This is a genomic window from Achromobacter veterisilvae, from assembly GCF_037619525.1.
GTDB classification, from domain to species: Bacteria; Pseudomonadota; Gammaproteobacteria; order Burkholderiales; family Burkholderiaceae_B; genus Achromobacter; species Achromobacter veterisilvae.
In genome coordinates this window covers 3,823,554-3,845,183 of the sequence record NZ_CP148753.1, presented here as the reverse complement: position 1 = coordinate 3,845,183, position 21,630 = coordinate 3,823,554, and the positions used below count along the sequence as shown (strand labels likewise).

General features: G+C 67.2%; 18 protein-coding genes. 3 read left to right on the top strand and 15 right to left on the bottom strand.

Going from position 1 to position 21,630, the window contains the following annotated elements; all coding sequences use genetic code 11:
* Positions 1–22 precede the first annotated feature (22 nt).
* The 13 genes from WHX56_RS17860 to flgB all read right to left on the bottom strand — a co-directional run bounded on the left by WHX56_RS17860 (position 23) and on the right by flgB (position 14,762).
* Positions 23–1,885, bottom strand: coding sequence for a methyl-accepting chemotaxis protein (locus WHX56_RS17860; RefSeq protein WP_338878539.1), 1,863 nt, complete (start codon positions 1,883–1,885; stop codon positions 23–25).
* A gap of 100 nt (positions 1,886–1,985) precedes the next feature.
* Complete coding sequence (locus tag WHX56_RS17855; protein WP_129246990.1) at positions 1,986–3,854, bottom strand: methyl-accepting chemotaxis protein; 1,869 nt, start codon at positions 3,852–3,854, stop codon at positions 1,986–1,988.
* 140 nt (positions 3,855–3,994) lie between these two features.
* Positions 3,995–5,242 carry a flagellar hook-associated protein FlgL gene (gene flgL, locus WHX56_RS17850; protein WP_129246988.1) on the bottom strand — a complete coding sequence of 416 codons (1,248 nt, stop codon included), beginning with the start codon at positions 5,240–5,242 and terminating at the stop codon, positions 3,995–3,997.
* Between the two features lie 47 nt (positions 5,243–5,289).
* Entirely contained in the window at positions 5,290–6,963 is a 1,674-nt protein-coding gene (gene flgK / locus WHX56_RS17845) for a flagellar hook-associated protein FlgK (RefSeq protein ID WP_338878538.1), read from the bottom strand.
* 73 nt (positions 6,964–7,036) lie between these two features.
* A complete protein-coding gene (flgJ, locus tag WHX56_RS17840; protein ID WP_287753155.1) occupies positions 7,037–8,014 on the bottom strand; it encodes a flagellar assembly peptidoglycan hydrolase FlgJ in 978 nt (325 codons plus the stop codon).
* Positions 8,015–8,019: 5 nt separating this feature from the next.
* Positions 8,020–9,147: a flagellar basal body P-ring protein FlgI gene (locus WHX56_RS17835; protein WP_129246982.1), complete on the bottom strand. Its 1,128-nt coding sequence runs from the start codon at positions 9,145–9,147 to the stop codon at positions 8,020–8,022.
* Positions 9,148–9,179: 32 nt separating this feature from the next.
* Positions 9,180–9,869, bottom strand: a complete 690-nt coding sequence (locus WHX56_RS17830; RefSeq protein ID WP_129246980.1) for a flagellar basal body L-ring protein FlgH — start codon at positions 9,867–9,869, stop codon at positions 9,180–9,182.
* Complete coding sequence (gene flgG / locus WHX56_RS17825; RefSeq protein WP_129246978.1) at positions 9,869–10,654, bottom strand: flagellar basal-body rod protein FlgG; 786 nt, start codon at positions 10,652–10,654, stop codon at positions 9,869–9,871. Before flgG ends, WHX56_RS17830 begins: the two co-directional genes overlap by 1 nt.
* A 64-nt stretch (positions 10,655–10,718) precedes the next feature.
* Positions 10,719–11,483 carry a flagellar basal body rod protein FlgF gene (locus WHX56_RS17820; protein ID WP_129246976.1) on the bottom strand — a complete coding sequence of 255 codons (765 nt, stop codon included), beginning with the start codon at positions 11,481–11,483 and terminating at the stop codon, positions 10,719–10,721.
* Positions 11,484–11,655: 172 nt separating this feature from the next.
* Positions 11,656–13,122, bottom strand: coding sequence for a flagellar hook-basal body complex protein (locus tag WHX56_RS17815; RefSeq protein ID WP_338878537.1), 1,467 nt, complete (start codon positions 13,120–13,122; stop codon positions 11,656–11,658).
* A gap of 72 nt (positions 13,123–13,194) precedes the next feature.
* A complete protein-coding gene (locus tag WHX56_RS17810; RefSeq protein ID WP_129246972.1) occupies positions 13,195–13,893 on the bottom strand; it encodes a flagellar hook capping FlgD N-terminal domain-containing protein in 699 nt (232 codons plus the stop codon).
* Between the two features lie 19 nt (positions 13,894–13,912).
* Entirely contained in the window at positions 13,913–14,332 is a 420-nt protein-coding gene (gene flgC, locus WHX56_RS17805) for a flagellar basal body rod protein FlgC (RefSeq protein ID WP_129246969.1), read from the bottom strand.
* Between the two features lie 22 nt (positions 14,333–14,354).
* Complete coding sequence (gene flgB / locus WHX56_RS17800) at positions 14,355–14,762, bottom strand: flagellar basal body rod protein FlgB (RefSeq protein WP_129246967.1); 408 nt, start codon at positions 14,760–14,762, stop codon at positions 14,355–14,357.
* A gap of 176 nt (positions 14,763–14,938) precedes the next feature.
* On the opposite strand from flgB, the gene flgA reads away from it, so the two are divergent.
* The 3 genes from flgA (at position 14,939) to WHX56_RS17785 (ending at position 16,594) form a co-directional block, all read left to right on the top strand.
* Entirely contained in the window at positions 14,939–15,652 is a 714-nt protein-coding gene (gene flgA / locus WHX56_RS17795) for a flagellar basal body P-ring formation chaperone FlgA (protein WP_338878536.1), read from the top strand.
* Between the two features lie 128 nt (positions 15,653–15,780).
* Positions 15,781–16,074, top strand: coding sequence for a flagellar biosynthesis anti-sigma factor FlgM (gene flgM / locus WHX56_RS17790; protein WP_129246963.1), 294 nt, complete (start codon positions 15,781–15,783; stop codon positions 16,072–16,074).
* Positions 16,075–16,105: 31 nt separating this feature from the next.
* Positions 16,106–16,594, top strand: coding sequence for a flagella synthesis protein FlgN (locus tag WHX56_RS17785; protein ID WP_129246961.1), 489 nt, complete (start codon positions 16,106–16,108; stop codon positions 16,592–16,594).
* Positions 16,595–16,789: 195 nt separating this feature from the next.
* Here WHX56_RS17785 and flhF read toward each other — a convergent pair whose 3' ends face one another.
* Positions 16,790–19,510 (bottom strand): flagellar biosynthesis protein FlhF, encoded by a 2,721-nt coding sequence (flhF, locus tag WHX56_RS17780; RefSeq protein WP_338878535.1) that lies wholly within the window; start codon positions 19,508–19,510, stop codon positions 16,790–16,792.
* Positions 19,507–21,627, bottom strand: a complete 2,121-nt coding sequence (gene flhA / locus WHX56_RS17775) for a flagellar biosynthesis protein FlhA (protein ID WP_129247095.1) — start codon at positions 21,625–21,627, stop codon at positions 19,507–19,509. Before flhA ends, flhF begins: the two co-directional genes overlap by 4 nt.
* Between the last annotated feature and the right edge of the window lie 3 nt (positions 21,628–21,630).

The window sequence follows — 21,630 nt, the reverse complement described above, 5'->3', positions numbered from 1 at the left end:
CCACTTACCGGACTGGCCGGTGTCAGAAAGATTCCCAATCGTCGTCCGAAGGCGGCGATCGGCGGCTGGCCGCCGGCGCGGACTTCGCCTCGGACGCGGCCGCCGGCCGTGCCGCGGGCCGGCGCGGCGGACGCGCCGCGGTCGCCCCTTCGACGGGCGCCGTCGTCGGCGTCGGCGCCGGCTTGGCGCGGGCGGTGTGCGTCAGGCGCGCGGCCGGCGCCGCCTTGGCGGCAGCCGCCGCAGGCGCTTCCCGCGCCGCCACGGGAGCGGCCACGCGAGGCGCCGGACGCTGCTGCGCCAATTGGCGCGCCGGCACTTCGATGACTTCGCCCGCGTTGATCTTGAATACGGAGACTGCCTCGGCCAGGCGCTGCGCCTGCTCCTGCAGCGAACCCGCCGCCGCGGCCGCCTCTTCCACCAGCGCCGCGTTCTGCTGCGTCACTTCGTCCATCTGCGACACCGCGCGGTTCACCTGGTCGATGCCGCTGGACTGCTCCTCGGACGCCGCCGAGATCTCGCCCATGATGTCCGTCACCCGCTTCACCGACGCCACGATCTCCTGCATCGTCGCGCCCGCGCGCTCCACCTGCTGCGAACCCGCGCCGACCTTCGTGACCGAATCCTCGATCAGGCCCTTGATTTCCTTGGCCGCCTGCGCGCTGCGCTGCGCCAGCGAGCGAACCTCGCCCGCCACCACCGCGAAGCCCTTGCCCTGCTCGCCCGCGCGCGCCGCTTCCACGGCCGCGTTCAGCGCCAGGATGTTGGTCTGGAAAGCAATGCCGTCGATCACCGACACAATCTCGGAAATCTTGCGCGAGCTGGCCGAGATCTCCTGCATGGTGTTGACCACTTCCGACACCGCCGAACCGCCGCGTTCCGCCACGTCCGACGCGCTGGCCGCCAGTTGATTGGCCTGGCGCGCGTTGTCCGCGTTCTGCTTTACCGTCGAAGCCAGTTCTTCCATCGACGCCGCCGTTTCTTCCAGCGACGCCGCCTGCTCTTCCGTGCGGCTGGACAGGTCCGTGTTGCCCGCCGAGATCTCGCGCGAACCGACGTTGATTTCGTCCACGCCGCGGCGCACCGTCGTCACCGTGCGGGCCAGGCTTTCCTGCATACGCTTGACCGCCGCCATCAGCGTGCCGATTTCATTGGTGGACTCCACCTCCACCCGCACCGTCAGGTCGCCGGCGGCGATCTTGTCGAAACTGTCGCTGACCGCGCGCAAGGGGCGCAGCACGACGCGGTTCATGAACAGGAACGCGCCCAGCCACACCGCCAGGATCACCACGGCCAGCGCGATGAAGACGATCGCCATCGTCGCCGATTGCGAGCGCGCCGATCCCACGAGTTCTTCGCTATAGGCGGTGATGTTGTCCGCGAACGCGCTCAAGCGCTGCGAGAACGCTCCGCTGGCCGCGCCCGCCTTGGTGTTCTTCAGCGACAGATAAGCGGCCGAGTCGCCTTTTTCCAGGGCCGACATCATGGATTGGAGCGCATCGGCGAACAAATTGAACGACGACAGGAGTTCGCTTTCGGCGGCCTTGCCCACTTCCGTGGTCTTCGGAATCGCCTTGAAGGCTTCCATCTTCTTCTTGGCGTCGCCGACCAGTTGCTGCACCGTGCGCGTGTTCTCCGCCGCGCCGCCAGAGTCGCCGGCGCTGCGCTGCGCCGCCGCGATGTCGGCGCGTATGGTGGCGCGCAGCATCTGCGTATAGGAGTCCTTGATCAAATTGGCTTGCTGGACGCTCAAGGTATCCAGGGCGTTGATCGCCTCGGTGCTGGAGCGCATGCCGTTCCAGCCCAGCACGATCGCGGCAAGCGCGGCCAAGGCAACCGCCAACTGGGCCAGCATGAGGCCCGTGCGCACCTTCAGATTGCTAAACATTTCCATGTATTCCGGTAATCGTCCCGGCGGCGATCCCGCCGCCGGGCCGTAAAAGGGATAGCTTTACTGCATGGTCACAAAGCACTGGCGGATCGCTCCGTCAGAAAGATTCCCAATCGTCGTCCGACGGCGCCTGCCGCCGGTTGGCGGACGGCCGGACGGGCGCGGCGTCGGTCGCGTCCGCCGTCCGGCTGGCCGGCCGGCGCGGACGGACCGACGAAGCCGCCGCGGCCGGCTTGGGCCGGGCCACCTGCGTCAGGCGAGGCGCGGCAGCGGCCTTCGGCGCTTGCGCGGCGGGCTCGGCACGTTCCGCGCGTTCAACGGGAGCCGCGGCAGCCGGCGTCTTGACCGCCGGCGCCGGCATGCGCGGAGCGCTGCGGGGTTGCGCCAACTGCTGGGCGGGCACTTCGATGACTTCGCCCGCGTTGATCTTGAACACGGAGACCGCCTCGGCCAGGCGCTGCGCCTGCTCTTGCAGCGAACCCGCCGCCGCGGCCGCCTCTTCCACCAGCGCCGCGTTCTGCTGCGTCACTTCGTCCATCTGCGACACCGCGCGGTTGACCTGGTCGATGCCGCTGGACTGCTCTTCGGACGCCGCCGAGATCTCGCCCATGATGTCCGTCACCCGCTTCACCGACGCCACGATCTCCTGCATCGTCGCGCCGGCGCGCTCCACCTGCTGCGAACCCGCGCCGACCTTCGTGACCGAATCCTCGATCAGGCCCTTGATTTCCTTGGCCGCCTGCGCGCTGCGCTGCGCCAGCGAGCGCACTTCGCCCGCCACCACCGCGAAGCCCTTGCCCTGCTCGCCCGCGCGTGCCGCTTCCACCGCCGCGTTCAGCGCCAGGATGTTGGTCTGGAACGCAATGCCGTCGATCACCGACACAATCTCGGAAATCTTGCGCGAGCTGGCCGAGATCTCCTGCATGGTGTTGACCACTTCCGACACCGCCGAGCCGCCGCGTTCCGCCACGTCCGACGCGCTGGCCGCCAGTTGATTGGCCTGGCGCGCGTTGTCCGCGTTCTGCTTCACCGTCGAAGCCAACTCTTCCATCGACGCCGCGGTTTCTTCCAGCGACGCCGCCTGTTGTTCGGTGCGGCTGGACAGGTCGGCATTGCCCGCCGAGATCTCGCGCGAGCCCACGTTGATTTCATCCACGCCGCGGCGCACCAACGCCACCGTGCGGGTCAGGCTTTCCTGCATGCGCTTGACCGCCGCGAACAGGTGGCCGATTTCGTTGGTGCTGCGCACCTCGATGCGGCCGGTGAAATCGCCGGCGGAGATTTTCTCGAAATGGCTGCCGGCCTCGTGCAGCGGCCGCAGCACGGTGCGATTGATGAAAATCCAGCACCCCAGCGCCAGCGCCAGGGCGATCGCCAGCATCACGATAGTGACAGTGCGCGACACACCGTGCGCCGCCCCGGCCTGGGCGATCAATTCGTCGGTGCTCGCGTCCACGAAAGCCAGGACTTCGCCCACCGCGTCGCGCAGCGCCGCGTTCGCCGCCGTGCCGGCATCGTTCAGATCCAGGTATTCCTGCACCGCCATGGAGGACAACGCCGCCGCCTGCCGCTTGACCAGGCCGTCGAACTGCCTGTAGGCGCTTTCCAGCTTGCCGTTCACCGCCTCGGAACCCGGCAGGCGCGGCGCCTTGCTGTAGGCGTCGAGCGCCTTGGCGCCGTCCTGCATCAGCTTTTCCGCGCGCTGGGCCTGCGATGTCGCCTGTTCGGTCTTGCCCTGCTGCATATCCATCAGCGAATTCGCCAGCAGCAGGCGGCCGCTCACGAACAGGCTGTAGGCGCGGTTTACCTGCGCCGCCTGCGTGGAATAGGCTTCATTGACCTGGTCCAGCTTCTGGCTGCTGGAGTCCAGCCCCATCCACGCCACGCCATTGGATATGAACATGGCGCCCGTGAAGAGCAGCAGCACCAGAATGAGGCAGGTGCGAACTTTCAAATTGACAAGCATGAAATATCCGAGCGTTGAGCGACGTGAACCTACGATTTCCTACCGTGCACGCAACCACGGACGCCCCGGCCTTGGGCCAGCAGCGTCCGCAAGCGCGCTATTCGCCGCGCCCCACGGGCGCGGCCTGGAACTCCACCGCGTTACTTGCGGCTGAAAAGACTGGAACCCTGGATGGTCATGAAGGCAGCCGAAGCCGCCTGCAGCGCGACCTGGCGCAATGCAAGCTGGCTGGCGCCTTGGTAATAGTCCAGGTCTTCCAGGTCCGACAGGGATTTGGCGTACGACAGGCCCTTTTGCGTTCCGGTCGCATCCAACGCGTCCAACTCGTTCATGCGGGCGCCGACCGACGCATTGACCGTCAACACGTTGTCGTAGGCGCTCGCCAACTTCTTGTTGGCGGTCGCCAACTCGTTGTTCAGCCTTGCCGTGGCCACCGGGTCGCCGGCGCTGGGCGCGTCCAGGGCGGAGATCAGGCTGTCCAAGGTGGCGAAGACGTCCATGTCGGCCGACTGGATGCTTTCCACGTTGACCACGTCGCCCGCTTCGGGAGCCCCCTTGATCGCCACGGAGACTCCTCCGAAATCGATCGTTGCGCCGCTGACATAGGGCGTCGCGGGCTGCGCGGTATCCGGAACGGTGACGGGATTGGTGCCGTCGGCGTCGGTCGTGGTGACGCGGTAGCCCATCTCGCCGGTAACGGGATCGGCTTCGAACTCCACCGCGAAATTCTTGCCCAGGTTCGGGCTGCCCGGCGTCACCGAGGCAGCGCCGAACTCCGCCGTGCCGGTGTTGGTTTCGGGCACCGAAGACACGTAGGTCTGCGATCCGGGGTTGGCGCGGCCGAAAATGTCCTTGCCCAGGTCGCTGGTGGAAAGCTGCCGGCTCTGGTCGACCTGGACGGTCCGCTCGCCGGTCGACCCGCTATAGACGATCTTGCCCGACGCGTCCGTGGAATACGGCATCACGTTGCCATCATTGCCCGAGAACAGGTACTGGCCGTTGCCGTCCGTCGCGTTCGCCAGGCCCAGCAAGGCTTCGCGCGTGCTCTTGAGCGCCGTGGACAACGCCTGGCGATCGCTGTCGGACAGCACGCCGCCCGCCTGGATGATGCGCGTCCGCGCTTCCTGCAGGATGTTCGTCACCGCATCCAGGGTGTTGCTTTCCTGGCCCAGGTTCGTATTGGCGGTCTGGCGGTTCATTGCGTACGCCGAGTTCATGCTCTGCGTCTGCGCGACACCGATGGCCAGCGCCGCCGCCAGGGGATCATCCGCCGGGCTTAGGTTCTTGCGCCCGCTGCCGATCTGCTCGACCAGGCGGTTCATGTCGGATTCCTGAGCAAGAACGCCGCTCAGGCCGTTCGTGTACATCATCGTGGTACTCAGGCGCATGGTGCAACTCCGAAAGTCTCTTTAGTCATCACAATTCAACGGTCCGGTCAGCCGCGCAGGCCCAGCAGCGTGTCGAAAATGGTGCTGGCCACATCGATGATGCGCGCGCTGGCCTGGTATTGCTCTTGATACAGCGAGAGGCTGACGTATTCTTCGTTCAGGTTGACGCCCGACACCGACTGCTGGGCGGCCGTCGTCTGCTTGATCAGATTCACTTGCGCCGTGGCGGCCGCCTTGACCTGCGCGGTCTGCACCCCTACCGTGTTCACGACCTGCGCGAACATGTCGGTCGTGCTCATCGTGCCGTGGCCCAGGACCTTGGCGTTTTCCAGTTGCGCGAGCTTGAGCGCGTTCTTGCCGTTGGCGTCGCCGCCGTCCGCGTCGGCCGCTGCAATCTTTTCCGGATCGCGGATCAGGACGTCAATGTCGCGGGCGGCGTCGCGCGTGGGCGACAGCGACCACTTGTCGCCCGCCTGGGGCGGCGCGTCGATCGTCAGGGTGACACCCATTTCGCTGTCCAGGTCCAGCGTCGCGTTGGGCGGCGTGCCGGTGGCGGGGCCGTTATAGACCCGCACGCCTTCCGGCAGGCGCACGACCTGGTAATTCGTGCCGTCGAACGAAATCTCGTAGTCCTTGGCGTTGATGTTGTCCAGGTTCGTGAAGGTGCCCGAGATCTGCGCGTTGCTCTTGTTCTGGGTATTTGGCACGGCCGCGGGAGAACCGATGCTGAAGAAGTCGGTGCCGGGATCGCCGTTCTGGTCCAGTCCCTCTTTGTGCTGCTTATTGAACGACAGGGCCAGGCCGACCGCCATCTGGCCCAATTGGTTCTGCATCACGTCCAGCGACGAGGAGCGGAACTGCAGCAGGCCGCCCAGCTTGCCGCCGGTGACTTCGCTGTCGTCGAGTTCCACGGCCACGGTCTTGCCCGAACCCGCCGGCAAGGTATAGGCCAGCACCGTGCGGCCGGCATCCTTGGACGAGGCCACCGCCTGCAGCGGGTAGATGCTGTTGCCGGACAGCAGCGACTGGCCGCCGCTGGCCAGGGAAATGCTGATCTTGTCGCCCTGCTCGTACGTCGTGATGCCGATCAACTGGTTCAGTTCCATCACGGCCTGGTCGCGCTGGTCGAGCAGGTCGTTCGGGGGGCTGCCGCCCGCCTTGCCGGTAGCCAGCGAAATCTGCGTATTCAGGTCGTCGATGCGGGACAGGTAGCTGTTGACCTGCTCCACCGTCGTCGTGATCTGCGTATTCAGCCCTTCGCGCTGGTTCTGCATTTCGGTGTAGGCCGAACGGATCTGCGTGGCCAGGCTGTTGGCCTTGCCCAGCAGATCGGCGCGCGCGGCCGGGTCCGCGGGCTTGCTGGCCACGGTGTTCATACTGGTGAAGAAATTGTTCAGGCCCGGCGCGATGCCGACCGTGCGGTCCGCGAACAGGTTGTTGACCTGCGACACCTGGTCCAGTTGGGCTTGCAACTGGGCGCCGCTGCCCTGCGCGCCGACGAGCTGCTTGTACAGGAAGCTGTCGTAACTGCGCACGACGGTGTCCACCTGGACGCCGCGGCCGATGTATCCGTTGGTGGTCGCCTGGGCGCCGGCGGTGGACACCATGACGCGCTGACGGTTGTAACCGACCGTCGTGGCGTTGTTGATGTTATGACTGGTGGTTGCCAGGCCTGCCTGAGCCGCGTTCAGCCCGCCCAATGCCGTTTTGTACAAATTCATGCTGACAATGCCCCGTATTTAACCGCGACCGATATGACTGGATACTCCATTAACGGCAGCGGACGACGTGAATTTAGAGTCCTTCCAACATCTGGCGAGAAATTTCCACCTTGGAAGCCGCGCCCCGTAGCTGGCTCATGACACCGATCAGCTTCTGGGCGTACTGCGGATCGGTCGCGTAGCCCGCGTCCTGGATCCGCCGGGCCGCCTCGATCTCGTTGCGCGCCTGCGCCACGCTCTCGTAGCGCGGGCTGTTGCCGATGAGGCGGGCGTAGTCCGCGAACGATTCCTCGTAGGAGGCGTAGGCGCGGAAAGGTTGCGTCACCTTTTTAGCCACGCCGTCTTCGTATTCGGTCGTGAGCACGTTGACGACCTTGCCCTTCCAGTTGGCGCCCGCCTTGATGCCGAACAGGTTGTAGCTGGTGCTGCCGTCGTCGTGCTTGATCTCGCGCTTGCCCCAGCCGGATTCCAGCGCCGCCTGGCCCATGATCAGGCGGGCCGGCACGCCGCTGTGCTGCGAGGCCAGGTTGGCCGCGCGCGCCATCTTCGACACGAAGTCGACGACGTGTTCGGGCGCGCCCTCGGCGGCCGCCAGGGCCCGGTCGCTGGGACGGTTGTTGCGCATCACGTTCAGCAGCGCCGACACCTCGCGCGAACCGCCCGTGCGGAAATCGAGGTCGCCGCCCTGCCCGATGCGCTTGACGGCGTCTTCCGGCACGTCGCCCGGCTTGCCTTCCTGCATCTGCGCCAGGATGGCCTGGGACAGGCCGATGCCCGGCGTCGCCAGGTGCAGCGCCAGTTGCTCGTCGGCCATCGATTGCAGCATCTGCGTCTGCTGCGAATCGAACAGCCCCTCCTTGGGCGTGGCCTCGCGCATGCGCTTGAGCATCATCTGGAGGAACAGGGCCTCGAACTGCCTGGCCACCTGTTTCTGCTGTTCGGTGCCCGCGGGATCTTTCTTGACGTCGCGCTTCAGGTCCGACAGGCGCCCCATGTCGAAGACCGAATCCTGCCGCTGGGCGCCGCGCGCCGCGTCTTGGGTATATGCCATCGCCGTCAGATGATTTCCAGTTCGGCGCGCAGGGCGCCCGCGGATTTCATGGCCTGCAGGATCGCCAGCAGGTCCTGCGGCGTGGCGCCCAGGGCATTCAGGCCCTTGACCACGTCGGCCAGGTTGGCGCTGGTGCTGACGCGCTGCAGGGATCCGTTGTCCTGGCGCACTTCGATCTGGGTATTGGGCACCACCACCGTCTGCCCTTCCGTGAACGGCGTGTCCGGCTGCGATACCTGGTTCTGCCGGTTGATGATCACCGAGAGATTGCCGTGCGCCACCGCGGCTTCTTCGATCATGACGGTGCGGTTCATGACGACCGAACCCGTGCGGGCGTTGATGATCACCTTGGCCACCGTGGGCGCGCGGGCGACCTGCAGGTCTTCCACCAGCGACAGGAAGCGCGCCTGCGACGCCTGTTCCATGGGGGTGCGCACCTGCACCACGCGGCCGTCCAGGGCCGCGGCCGTGCCCTGGCCGAACTTCTTGTTGAGGGCGGCCGCCACGTTCTGGGCGGTGCCGAAATCCGTGTTGTTCAGTTCGACGTGGATGTAGCCGTCGCGCGAGAACGTGGTGGGCACCGAACGCTCGACGATCGCGCCCGCGCTGATGCGGCCGCCGTTCAACTGGTTGATCTGCACGCTGGAGCCGCCCGCGGAAGCGCCCGCGCCGCCCACCAGGATGTTGCCCTGGGCGATGGCGTAGACCTGGCTGTCGGCGCCCTTGAGCGGCGTCATCAACAGGGTGCCGCCGCGCAGGCTCTTGGCGTTGCCCATGGAGGACACCACCACGTCCAGCGTCTGGCCGGGCCGCGCGAAGGCGGGCAGCGTCGTCGTGACCATGACGGCCGCGACGTTCTTCAATTGCATATTGCTGCCCGAAGGCACGGTGATGCCAAGCTGCGACAGCATGTTGGTCAGGCTTTGCTGCGTGAACGGCGTCTGGCGAACCTGGTCGCCGCTGCCGTCCAGGCCCACGACCAGGCCGTAGCCGATCAGTTGGTTGCCCCGCACGCCCTGGATCGAGGCCAGGTCCTTGAGCCGTTCGGCGTGCGCCGGGCCAACGCCGGCCAGCATGCCCGCGGCGACGCAGGCGCGCGCCAGCAGGCGGAAGAAGAAAACAGCGTGTTTCATGTCAATTGTCCAGGGCGCCCATGCATAGAACGTCAGAACGGCGATGCCATCAGGAAGAAGCGTTGCAGCCAGCCCATGGTCTGCACTTCGTCCATGACGCCCTTGCTGCGGTATTCGATGCGGGCGTCGGCCACCTGCGTGGACGACACGGTGTTCGTGCCGGTAATGGAGCGCGGGTCCACCACGCCGGAGAAGCGCACGTATTCGCTGCCGCGGTTGATGGCGATCTGCTTTTCGCCCGCCACCTGCAGGTTGCCGTTGGACATCACGCCCACCACCGTCGTGGTGATGGTGCCGGTGAAGGCGTTGTTGGCCGTGCTGTCGCCCTTGCCCTGCGACACGTTCCCGCCCTTGGCGTCGGTGTTCAGGTTGGCGTTGGCCCAGCCGTCCATGAAGGACGGCGCTGCGGCGATGCCCAGGCTGGCGCTTCCGCTGCGGTTGGTGTTCGTGGCGACGTTCTTGGACGCGTTCGTCTTCTCGTTGAGCACGATGGTGACGATGTCCCCCACGTTGCGCGGCCGACGGTCCTCGAACAGCGGATAGTTGCCGTAGGTCGTGGGCTGGTAGATCGAGCCCGTGGGCTGCGCCGAAGGCATGGGCGGCACCGGCGGCGCGGCCGTCGTCGGCCCGGTCACGATGGGTTCGGGCGGAATCATGGCGCAGCCGGCCATCGATATGGCCAGGGCCGCGCTCGTCGCCAGGCGCAGTACAGACATGGGCATCACAGTTGCGTCAGGCGGGCCAGCATTTCGTCCGAGGTCTTGACGGCCTTGCTGTTCATTTCGTAGGCGCGCTGCGTGGTGATCATGTTGACCAGTTCTTCGGCCACGTTCACGTTGGAGGTTTCGACGTAGTTCTGCATGATGGAGCCGGCGCCGTCCACGCCCGGCTGCAGCAGGTTGGCCGGGCCCGAGGCGTCGGTTTCCAGGTACAGGTTCTCGCCGATGCTCTGCAGGCCGGTAGGGTTGATGAACGTGGCGATCTGCAACTGGCCGATCTGCACGTTCACGCCGGCGGCGCCCGGCTGGGTCACCGAGACCGTGCCGTCATTGCCGATGGTGAGCGACAAGGCGTTGTCGGGCACGTTGATCGGCGGCTGGATCACGTAGCCGCTGACCGTGGTCAGTTGCCCGTTCTGGTCGCGCTGCAGCGCGCCGTCGCGGGTGTAGCCCTGGGTGCCGTCGGGCAGTTCGATCTGCAGGAAGCCGCGGCCGTTGATGGCGATATCCATCTCGCTGCCCGTGTTGTTCAGGTTGCCCGCGGTGTGGATGCGCTCGGTCGCGGCCACGCGCGCGCCGGTGCCCAGTTGCAGCCCGGAGGGCAACTGGGTGGCATCCCCGACCTGGGCGCCGGGCTGGCGCAGCGTCTGGTACATCAGGTCCTGGAACACGGCGCGGCCGCGCTTGAACCCGTTGGTGGAGACGTTGGCCAGGTTGTTGGAAATCACGTCCATGGAGGTCTGCTGACCCTCCAGGCCCGTCTTGGCGATCCACAGCGAACGCATCATGATGAAGTACTCCTGGTGCCGCGGCCCGGCCGCGCGCAAAAATGGTTTTGAATCAGCCGCCGGATCAGGCGCTTATCGAAAGAAGGCCGTTGGCGCGCTCGGCGTTGCGGTCCGATTGCTGGATCACCTGCATCTGCTGCTCGAAGCGGCGCGCGTTCGCGATCATGCCGACCATCGCCGCCATCGGATTGGTATTGCTGCCTTCCAGCACGCCCGACAGCAGCCGCAGGCTGGGGTCGGCGGGCATGGGAGGCGCGGGCTGGCCATCGACCGGCGCCCGGCGGAACACGCCGTCGTCGCCATGCACCAGTTGTTCCTTCGGCGGGTCGGCCAGCTTGAGGCGGCCCAGGTTCAGGATGTTGTTCGGCGCATCGCCCGCGCCGATGGCGGTGATGGTGCCGTCCGAGGTGATCGTCAGCGCGGCCTGGTCGGGCACGTCGATGATGCCGCCCTGGTCCGACAGCACCGGCTGGCCCAGCGACGTTTGCAGCAGCCCATTGACGCCGACCTGCAGACTGCCGGCGCGGGTATAGGCTTCGCCCTGGGGCGTCTGCACCGCCAGCCAGCCGCGTTCGTCGGCAAGGGCCACGTCCAGGTCGCGGCCCGTGGTCTGCATCGTGCCCATCTGGAAGCTGTTGCCGGGCGTGGACGCCACCGTCGACACGCGCGTGGGCAGGCTCACGCCGTCGGTCACCGGAACCGACCGGTACAGCGCGATCTGCTCGCGAAAGCCCGGCGTGTTCACGTTGGCCATGTTGTTGCTCAACGCGGCCTGGTGCTCCGTGATGCGCGCCGCGCCATTCATCGCGGTGTAAATAATCCGATCCATTTCCTATTCCATCGCCATCGTCATCGAATATGCGTCCACGGTGCCCTCCCCGCCACAATCGGCCCTCTATAGCCGGTGCTCCCGGAGCGGGGCGCCGCGGATCCGGCTCCGCCGGTCCGCTGGCGCGCCCCCTGGAGGGGGAAGCGCCTGCGGCGCTTCGGGGGTGAGCCCTCTACTTCAGGTTCATCAGGACTTGCATGATCTCGTCCTGGGTCTTGATGGTCTGCGAATTGGCCTGGTAGGTGCGCTGGGCGACGATCATGTTGACCAGCTCCTTGCTCATGTCCACGTTGGAGGATTCCGTCGCCTGGCCCACCACCTTGGACAGGCCGTTGGTGCCCGGCTGGCCCAGGATGGGCTGGCCCGAGGCCGCCGTTTCCGTCCAGGCGTTGTTGCCCACCGGCTGCAAGCCTTGCAGGTTCGAGAAATCGGCCAGCACGATGGTGCCCACGATCTGGGTTTCGCCGTTGGTGTAGCTGGCGACCAGGCTGCCGTCGCCGCCGATGTTGATGCCGCTGAATTCACCCGAGGTGTAGCCGTCCGGTTTTGCCACCAGCTTGTAGTTGCTGCCGTATTGCGTGGTGCCGGTGTAGTCCAGCGCGATGTTCAGGGGATCGGCCGGGGTGGTGTTGCCGCCCGGCTGCGCGAAGCTCAGGTTCACCACCGGCGCGTTGGTCATCGTGCCCGCGTTGTTGAAGGTCAGCTTCTGGGGGTTGCCCCAGACGCCGCTGACGTCTGTGGTCGGCGCCATGGCCTTGCCGTCCATGGTGTAGTACACGTCGTATTCACTGCCCGACCCGCCCGCGGGGCGCTTGACGAAGTACTGCATCACCTGGTGCGAATTGCCCAGGGAGTCGTACACGGTCATGGGCGAAGCGTTCGTATAGGTGCTGGATACCTTGGGATCGAACGGCCGGCCGAGTTCGACGGTGGGCGCCTCGAATTCCGAATAGCCCGCGATCAGCTTGATGTCGCCCGACGCGATCGTGCCGTCGCCGCCCGTGATGACCACGGTCTCGGTACCTTCCGTGTAGGTGCCGTCCGGCGGGGCGGTGACCCACGACAGGGTCCCGGCTCCGTCGCGCGTGAACGTGTAGGCCGTGCCGCCCAGCGTGACGCTGCCGTCCGCGCCAGGATCGGTGGTGGTGTCGGTTTCGTAAATCACCTTGGCGTTCGCGTCCAGGTTGGCCACCGTCGTGGCCGTGGCCGTCGCCCTCGGCGCCACGTTGGCCATGGGCAGTTGCAGTTCCACCGGGTTCGCGCCGATGGCGCCGGCCGGGTAGCCGGTCAGGCGGTAGCCCTGGGCGTTCACGATGAAGTTGTTCTTGTCGACCAGGAATTCGCCGTTGCGGGTGTACATGACGGCGCCGCTCTGGTCGGTGACGCGGAACATGCCCTTGGCGCCGTCGATCGCGATGTCGTATTCACCGCCGCCGCCGTTGACCGTGCCCACGGTGAAGCGCTGGTTGATGGACGCGACCTTCACGCCCAGGCCGACGCGCGAACTGGCGTAGACGTCGGCGAACGACGTGGTCGACGACTTGAAGCCGACGGTGCCCGAGTTGGCGATGTTGTTGCCGATGACGTCCAGGTTCTGCGCCGCGGCGTTCAAGCCGCTCAATCCTTGTCCGAAGCCCATGTTTTTTCTCGCTAATCCTTAAACTGAGTGAAGCCGCCGCCCGTGCGCCGGCACCGATTCGCCGCGCCCGACTCAGGCGCCGATCACCTTGCGCACGTCCAGCATGCTGGTCTGGCCGTCCAGGCCCAGGTCCAGGCGCAGGCCGTTGGTGGAATACGCCACGCTCTTGACCAGACCGTAGCTCAGCACTTCCGAGTTCACCTTATTGCCATCGGCATCCGTCGCCAGGACGGACACGGTGTACGCGCCCGGCTCCAGCGCCACGCCGCCGTCGTTCTTGCCATCCCAGTCCAGCGTGTACACGCCGGTCTCGCGCTCGCCCAGTTCGATGGTGCGCACCACCGCGCCGTTCGCGTCCGCGATGCGCACCTGCACCTTGGCCGCGTCGGCCTGCAGGTCCAGGCCGTAAGGCGTGACCACGCGCGCGTCGGCATTCTCGCCGTCCACGCCGACCTTGATCTTGGAACCCGGGATCAGCACGCCCTTGCCGATCATCGACACCGCGTTCATCGACTGCGACACGTCGATCTGGCCGCTGATGGCCAACATCGTGTTCTTCAGGTTGTTGATGCCTTCCACGGTGGAGATCTGCGCAAGCTGCGAAGTCAGCTCGGCGTTCTGCATCGGGTTCAGCGGATCCTGGTTCTGTAGCTGGGTCACCAGCAGCTTCAGGAACTGGTCCTGCAGGCCCTGCGCCGTGCTGCTGGAATAGGCGCCGGTCTGCGCAAGGCCCAGGCCGGTCTGGCTCGTGGTTTGGTCGACAGTGGTCATGGATTCACTTGTTCAAGAGTTAGGACTGGCCGATGGTCAGCGTCTTCTGCATCAGCGCCTTGGCGGTGTTGAGCACTTCGACGTTCGCCTGGTAGGAGCGCGACGCGGCGATCATGTTCACCGTCTCGGCGACCGGATCGACGTTGGGCATGCTGACGTAGCCCTGGGCGTCCGCCATGGGATGCTGGGGGTCGTAGACCTGCTTCAGGGGAGACTGGTCCTGGACCACCCCCGCCACGCGCACGCCGCCGATCTCCTGCCCCAGCGCCTGGCCGGCGGCCGGGTTGACCTGGAAGACGACCTGGCGGGCGCGGTAGGGCTGGCCGTCCGGGCCGACCACGCTTTCGGCGTTGGCCATGTTGCTGGCCGCGACGTTCATGCGCTGCGATTGCGCGCTCAACGCCGAACCGGCGATATCAAAAATGCTCAGCAAGGACATTGCCTGACGCTCCGTTCAATGATCATTCCTGGATTGCGGCCATCATGGTCCGGATACGGCCAGACAGCAGTTGCATGGTGCTCTGGTAGTGCAAGGTGTTATCGGCGAACTGCACGCGCTCGATGTCCATGTCCACCGTGTTGCCGTCCATGCTGGGCTGGTACGGCAGGCGGTACAGGAGGTCGGTGGGCCCCTGCGATACGGCCTTGGCCGGAATGTGGCGGGCGGACGTCAAGGTGAGCGACGTGTCCGACAGGCGCATGGTGCCTTCCATGGCATTCGCCATCGCCGTCTTGAAGTCGAAATCGCGGGCCTTGTAGTTGGGCGTATCGGCGTTGGCGATATTCGACGACAGCACTTCCTGGCGCTGCGCGCGCAGCCCCAGGGACTGCTGGAAGAAGCGGAAATCCTCGTTAAGCCTGTCTAGCATCGTGGCGCCTTCGTGCATTGCAATTCGGATGGACACGGGATCCCGGACGCACCGTTATCCCATTGGATGACGGCATCATAGGGGCCGGCGACCCGGCACAATCAGCCAAATAACCCGTCATTTCTCATCCAATTCACGTATTGCCAAGCGCCGCGGACTTCTACAATTCATCCATCATGAAAATCCCCGCAAGACGACTCCGCGCGCGCGCCGGCTGCCTGGCCGCCCTGCTGCTGCCCCTGGCGGCCGCGCAGGCCCAGGAAGCGGCGGCCCAGCCATCCGAGGCGATCGCGCTGGCCGCGCAAGCCTATCTGCAGGACCAGTTGGCCAGCCTGCCCGGCCAGCCGTCGATCGCCATCGATCCCCCGCGGGCCGAACGCCTGACGCCTTGCGATGCCATGTCCCCATTTATGCCTTCCGGCATGAAGCTGCGCTCGCGCATGACCGTGGGAGTGCGCTGCAACGCGCCCCGGCCCTGGACGACCTATGTGCAGGCGACGATCAGCGTGCCGGGCCAGTATTACGTCGCCTCGCGCCTGATCGCGGCCGGCCAGGCCCTGACGCCGGACGACCTGGCGCCCCGGGACGGCGACCTCATCGCCCTGCCCCCCGGCGCCATCACCGATCCCCAAACCGTGGTCGGCATGACCGCGGCCTACCGGATCAACGCCGGGCAGACGGTCCGGGGCTCGTCGCTGCGCAACGCCCAGTCGGTGCTGCGCGGCGCCAATGTGCGCATCAACGCGCTCGGCAAGGGATTCGTGGTCAGCAGCGAGGGCCAGGCGCTGGACAACGCGGCGCCCGGCGCGACGGTGCAGGTGCGCACCGCCAGCGGCCAGGTGGTCAGCGGCATTGTGCGCAACGCCGGCCTGGTTGAAATACAACTGTAGGGGTTGTTACATATCGCGTTGCGCCGGGGGCCCGCCTACCCTAAAGTTCCTTCCGGCCCTGTCGTTACAGAGACATAAGTAGGCGGACCCGTCGCACAACCGACCCAGGACGCCCTGCGGAGATAATCTTGAAGATCAATTCCACCACCAACCGCCCCCTATCGGCGGATGCCGTCGGGAACCGCCCTGAATCCGCGGTCGCCCAGGCCTATGGCGCCGGCAGCGCCAGCGGCTCCAGCAGCTCGCAGGTGGCGCTGAGTTCGGCGTCGCGCAAGATGCTGGCGCTGCAAGACGGCTCGAACGACATCAATGTCGAGCGCGTGGCCGCCATCCGTGCGGCGATCGCCTCGGGCCAGCTCAAGATCGATACCGGCCGCATCGCGGACAGCCTGATCGCCAGCGCCCGAGACCTGTTGAAGTAAGCCCCCGCAACACTCCGACCCGAGCCGCAGCATGACCACCAGCCCAGCCCCCGTCGATTCCCTGCAATCCTGCATGAGGCAGGAAGACGCCCTGATCACCGAGTTCTCCGCCATCCTGGAAGAAGAGACCGAAGTGCTGGTGGGGCCGGGGAACGTGGGCGCGCTGCAGGAAATCACCGAACGCAAGAGCGGCGTGGCCCGCAAGCTGGTGGACCTGAGCCAGGCGCGCGACACCCTGCTCGCCGAAATCGGCCTGCCCGGCGGGCACGCCGGCACCGAACAGGCCGCCGTGCTGCACCCGCAACTGGCCGGGATCTGGCAGGCCTTGCTGACGAAATCGGCGTCCGCCAATGAAATCAACCTGCGCAACGGCGCCCTGATCGACGTGCACCTGCGCTACACCCAGCAATCGCTGGACGCGCTGCGCAACCTGGGCGCGGCGGGCGCGCCCGCCACCTACGACGCGCGGGGCCGCGGCGCCCGCAGCGCGCCGGGCCGCAAGCCCATTGTCGCGGGCTGATCGTTCGCAGCACGCGTAGGATGGGTGGAGCGCGAGAGTTTTTAAGCTAGAACACTGCTATCCAGCGCGCGAAACCCATGCGGCCGCAATCGATTGTTTTCCGGCCGATGCCAGGCACTATCTGCCCATGGCCGCATGGGTTTCGCGCGTTCAGTACTGAGGTTCTTGCTTAAGAACTCTCGCGCTCCACCCATCCTACGCGGCTGTCATTTCCAGCATTGCGTACATTTTCAGCAAGGCCACCGGCAGCATGCGGCCGGATAGCTTGCGTTCCGTTCCCATGATGCCCGACAAGGGCCCTTGCACGACCTCCGCGGCCGAGGAATGTGCCAGTTGCCAGCACGCGGCGCCCATCTGTCCGGCGATCAGGGCCTGGCGCGCTAGCGCGTGGGCCCCATCGACGGCGGGCAGCGCCTGCCATGCGCTCGCCATATAGCGGAATCCGGCCTTGGCCTCGTCCTGCAGCACCAGCCAGCGCGCCACCGTGCCCGCGTCCGCCTGGGACGCCGGCAGATTGGTCATGCCGAACAACTGCCCGGCCACCTCGCCGCTGACCGTATCGATCAGCCGGGCGCACACCAGCCGGACCGGCGCGCTCTCGCCGCGGCCGGGCAACGAGACTTCGGTGCCCGAGGCCCAGAGCGCCAATGGCACGCGCTGGCCGTTCTTGACGCTGTGCAGTCCGGGCATGTCGCCGGGCTGGCCCACCGGCAGATAGCCCACGCTCTTGCCCACCGCATTCAGGTTGGTGGGGCATTCGTCCTGGATCACGCGCTGGCCGCCGGCGCTGCGCGCCACCCAGGAAACGCCCTGCCCGGTCAGGGACGGCCACAGCGCGGAAGTGCCGGCCTCGAGGAGGTGCACGACCGGCAGGCGCACCAGTTTCCCGCCCAGCCAGCCCACCCGCGCCTCCAGCGCCAGGGCCGCGTCCGGCTGGGCCGGCTCCGCCGGCGCGAACGACGACAGCGTGCCGTGCGGCAGCGCCAGTTGCTGCGAGGGAGCCGCCAGGGCCGCGCCCCGGTCGCTCATCAGGAGCGTGCTCAGCAGCGTCCCGCCCGGCAGGCCTTCTCCTTTCATGCCGGTCTTGCCGTGCACGGCCAGCAGATGCCGGTTGCAGGTGGCCGAAAACTCGCGGCGCACCATTTCCAGCGGCTCGTCGCCCAGAGCGGCCAGGCTGGCGCCGTCGCCCACGTATTCGCGCCAGGAGGCGCGCGCCTGGATGCAGGCCGGATCGCTTTCCAGCCACGCGATGGTGTCGTCCAGGTTCTGCGCGGCTTCGATCGAACCCGCCCCGCCCTGCGGACGCAGGATGGCCGAGGCCAGCAATTGCCGGCGGCGGGCCGGATCGCCGCCCTCGGCTTCGCGCGAGGACGAAACCAGCGACGCCAGGTCCGCCTCGCTGGGGGTGTAGAGCGCCCGCGCCCGTTCGACCATCGAGAACGCGCGGTCGATCAGCACGTCGGCGCGGGCCAGTTCCATGTGTTCCGGCACCTTCTGGCCGACCGACATGTAGTGGATCGGCAGGCGGTGGCGGATGGCGGTGTCCAGCGCCGCGCCCAGGCGGGTGGCCTCGTCCAGCTTGGTGATGATGCAGCCGGCCACGTCCTCGCCCACCCCGTTGCGGTAGGCGTGGGCCACCTCGTCCAGCGTATCGCCCTGGCTGGCGGCGTTCAGCACCAGCAGCCGGCGCACGGGCTTGCCCGCGTTGCACAGCATCGCCGCCTGCTCGGCCACCAGCCGGTCGCGCTGGCTGATGCCGGTGGTGTCGATCAGCACGATCTTGCGGTTGCCCAGTTCGGCCAGGATGCGGCGAAGTTCGCCCGCGTCGCGCACCGAATGGGCGGGGACGCCCATCAGGCGGCCGTAGATCTGCAATTGTTCCAGCGCGCCGATCCGGAAATTGTCGGTGGTCAGCATCGCCACCTGCTCGCGGCCCTCGCGCGCGACGCAGCGGGCTGCCAGCTTGGCCAGCGTCGTCGTCTTGCCGACGCCGGTCGGCCCGACCAGCGCATACACGCCGCCGCCCAGGAATTCGTCTTCGGAGCGCACCACGGGCAGGTGCGTCACCAGTTCATTGCGCGCCCAGCTCAGGGCGGCTTCCGGCGTCATTCCTTCCGGCAGGCGTTCGACCAGGGTACGCACCAGCTTCGTGCTGAATCCCGCATCCAGCAGGCTGCGAAACAGCGCCGCGGCGGCGGGCTCGCGGCCCGGCCCCTGGCGACCGCCCCAGAGCAGGCCGTCCATGCGGCTTTCCAGGGCGCCGCGCAAGGCGCTGATCGCATCCTGCAGGCCGGCCGCCGCGTCGCCGGGCAAGGCGGCCTGCGGCATGGCCGGGGGCTGCCGCAGCGGCGCGTCCGGCATGCGGGCCATCGACGGCGGCGCGGCCGGTTGAGGCACGGCCGATTGAGGTGCGGCCGGCACGTACGCGGGCGCGGAGGCCGGCGCGGCGATCGCCGGCGCTGCCGCGGAAGCGGGCGCCACCGCCGGCTGCGGCGCCGCGGGAACGATGGCCGGCGGCTCCGCGCGCAGGGGCGCAGCCGGCGCCGAGACGGCCGGCGCCTCGATCTCGGCCTCGGCCTGCACCGGCGCGGCGTAAGCGGACTGGTAGGCCGCGATGGAGCGCGCGGGCGTCATATAGCCCGCCGCCGGGGGCAAGGCCGCGACGGGCGCCGCGGGCATGGCCGGCATGGCGGGCGCCGGGGACGGGCGCGCCTCGGAAGGACGGGGCTGCGCGAGCGCTTCGCGCGGCGGCGTCTGCCCGGGCGCGTCGTCGAAAGCGCCCTCGACGGTGGCCAGCACCTCCACGCCGCCGTCGACGCTGCGGTTCGAGACGATCAGCGCGTCCGGCCCCAGGACCTGGCGCACCTGCCGCATCACTTCACGGCTGTTGATCCCAAAGAAACGGCTTATCTTCATGCCCCATTGCCTCCGCCGATCAGCGCGGTCACGCGGACCATGCGCTCATCGGGTATTTCCGTATTCGACAAGACGCCCAGTTGCGGCAAGTGGTGCCGCAGGAAGCGCGACAGCGGCGCGCGCAGCACCGGCGACACCAGGAGCACCGGCGCATTGCCCTGCGACTCCTGCCGCTCGACGGCCGCCTGCGTTTCGCGCAGCAGCGTATCGGCCAGCCCCGGCTCCAGGCCGCCGCTGGTCGTCATGGCCTGCGACAGCACGCGCTCCAGCTTCACGTCCAGGCCGATGACGCGCAACTCGCCCTCGCCCGGGAACCATTGCTGCGTGATGGCGCGGCCCAGCGAGCGGCGGGTCAGCGCGATCAGCTCGTTGATGTCGGGCTGGCTGCCAGAACCGGCGGCCAGCGCCGCCAGGCGCGGACCATGCTCGGACAGGGTGTCGATGATGGTGCGCATGTCGCGTATCGGCACCTCTTCCGACAACAGGCCCTGCAACACCTTTTGCAGCGCCGTGAGCGAGAGCGTCTTGGGCACCAGGTCCTCGACCAGCTTGGGCGCGTCGCGGCCGATGCGGTCCAGCAACTGCTGCACTTCCTGGCGGCCCAGCAGGTTCGAGCCGTGGCGGTGCATCAAGTGGTTCAAGTGCGTCGCCACGACCGTGCCGGCGTCCACCACGGTGTAGCCCGCCACCTGCGCCTGGTCGCGCAGGCTGCCGTCGATCCACAGCGCCGGCAGGCCGAACGCCGGATCGGTGGTGGGCGTGCCCTTGATTTGCATGGTCACGCCGCCCGGGTCGATCGCCAGCCACTGGCCGGGCATCGCCACGCCATGGCCCACTTCCACGCCGGACAGCAGGATGCGGTAGTCGTTGGGCTTGAGTTCCAGGTTGTCGCGGATGTGCACCACCGGCGGCAGAAAGCCCACGTCCTGCGCGAACTTCTTGCGCAGGCTGCGGATGCGGTGCAGCAGCTCGCCGTTCTGGGCATGGTCCACCAGCGGAATCAGGCGATAGCCCACTTCCAGCCCCAGTTGGTCCACCATGGAAACGTCGTCCCAACTGGCCTCGGCCGCGGCGGCCTGCGCCTGGGTGATCGCCTGCGGGGGCACCTCCGCGGCCGCCGCCGCGGCGGCGGTCCTCCGCTTGTACAGCAGCCAGCCGCCCCAGGCCAGCGCGCCGGCCAGGGTCAGGAAGGCGACGTGCGGCATGTTGGGGATCAGCCCCATGATGCCGATGATGGCGGCGGTCAGGAACAGCACGCTCGGATTGGAGAACAACTGGCTGATGATCTGCTGGCCGATGTCCTGGTCTGTCGACACGCGCGACACGACCACGCCGGCGGCGGTGGAGATCACCAGGGCGGGGATCTGGGCGACCAGGCCGTCGCCGATGGTCAGCAGCGTATAGACGCGCGCCGAATCGCTCATCGACATATCGTGCTGGGCCACGCCCACGATCAGGCCGCCGATGATGTTGATCGCCATGATCAGCAGGCCGGCGATGGCGTCGCCGCGCACGAACTTGCTGGCGCCGTCCATGGACCCGAAGAAATCGGATTCCTGCGCCACTTCCGCGCGGCGCTTGCGCGCCTCGTCTTCGCCGATCAGGCCCGCGTTCAGGTCCGCGTCGATCGCCATCTGCTTGCCGGGCATGGCGTCCAGCGTGAACCGCGCGCCCACTTCCGCGATACGGCCCGCGCCCTTGGTGATGACGATGAAGTTGATGATGGTCAGGATCACGAACACGATGATCCCCACGGCGAAGTTGCCGCCCACCAGGAAGTGGCCGAAGGCCTCGATCACCTTGCCCGCCGCGTCCGGGCCGGTGTGGCCATGGAGCAGCACCACGCGGGTGGACGCGACGTTCAGCGACAGGCGCAGCAGCGTGGCGAACAGCAGGACGGCCGGGAAGGCGGCGAAGTCCAGCGGCTTGCGCGTGAACATGGCCACCAGCAGGATCATCACGGACAACGCGATGTTGAAGGTGAACAGCAGGTCCAGCAGGAACGTGGGCAGGGGCAGCACCATCATGCCCAGCACCATCACGATCAGGATCGGGCCCGCCAGCAGCCGCGCGTGCGTGGCGCCGCCACTCTTCAACATGGTGAGCAAAGCGCTCATTCC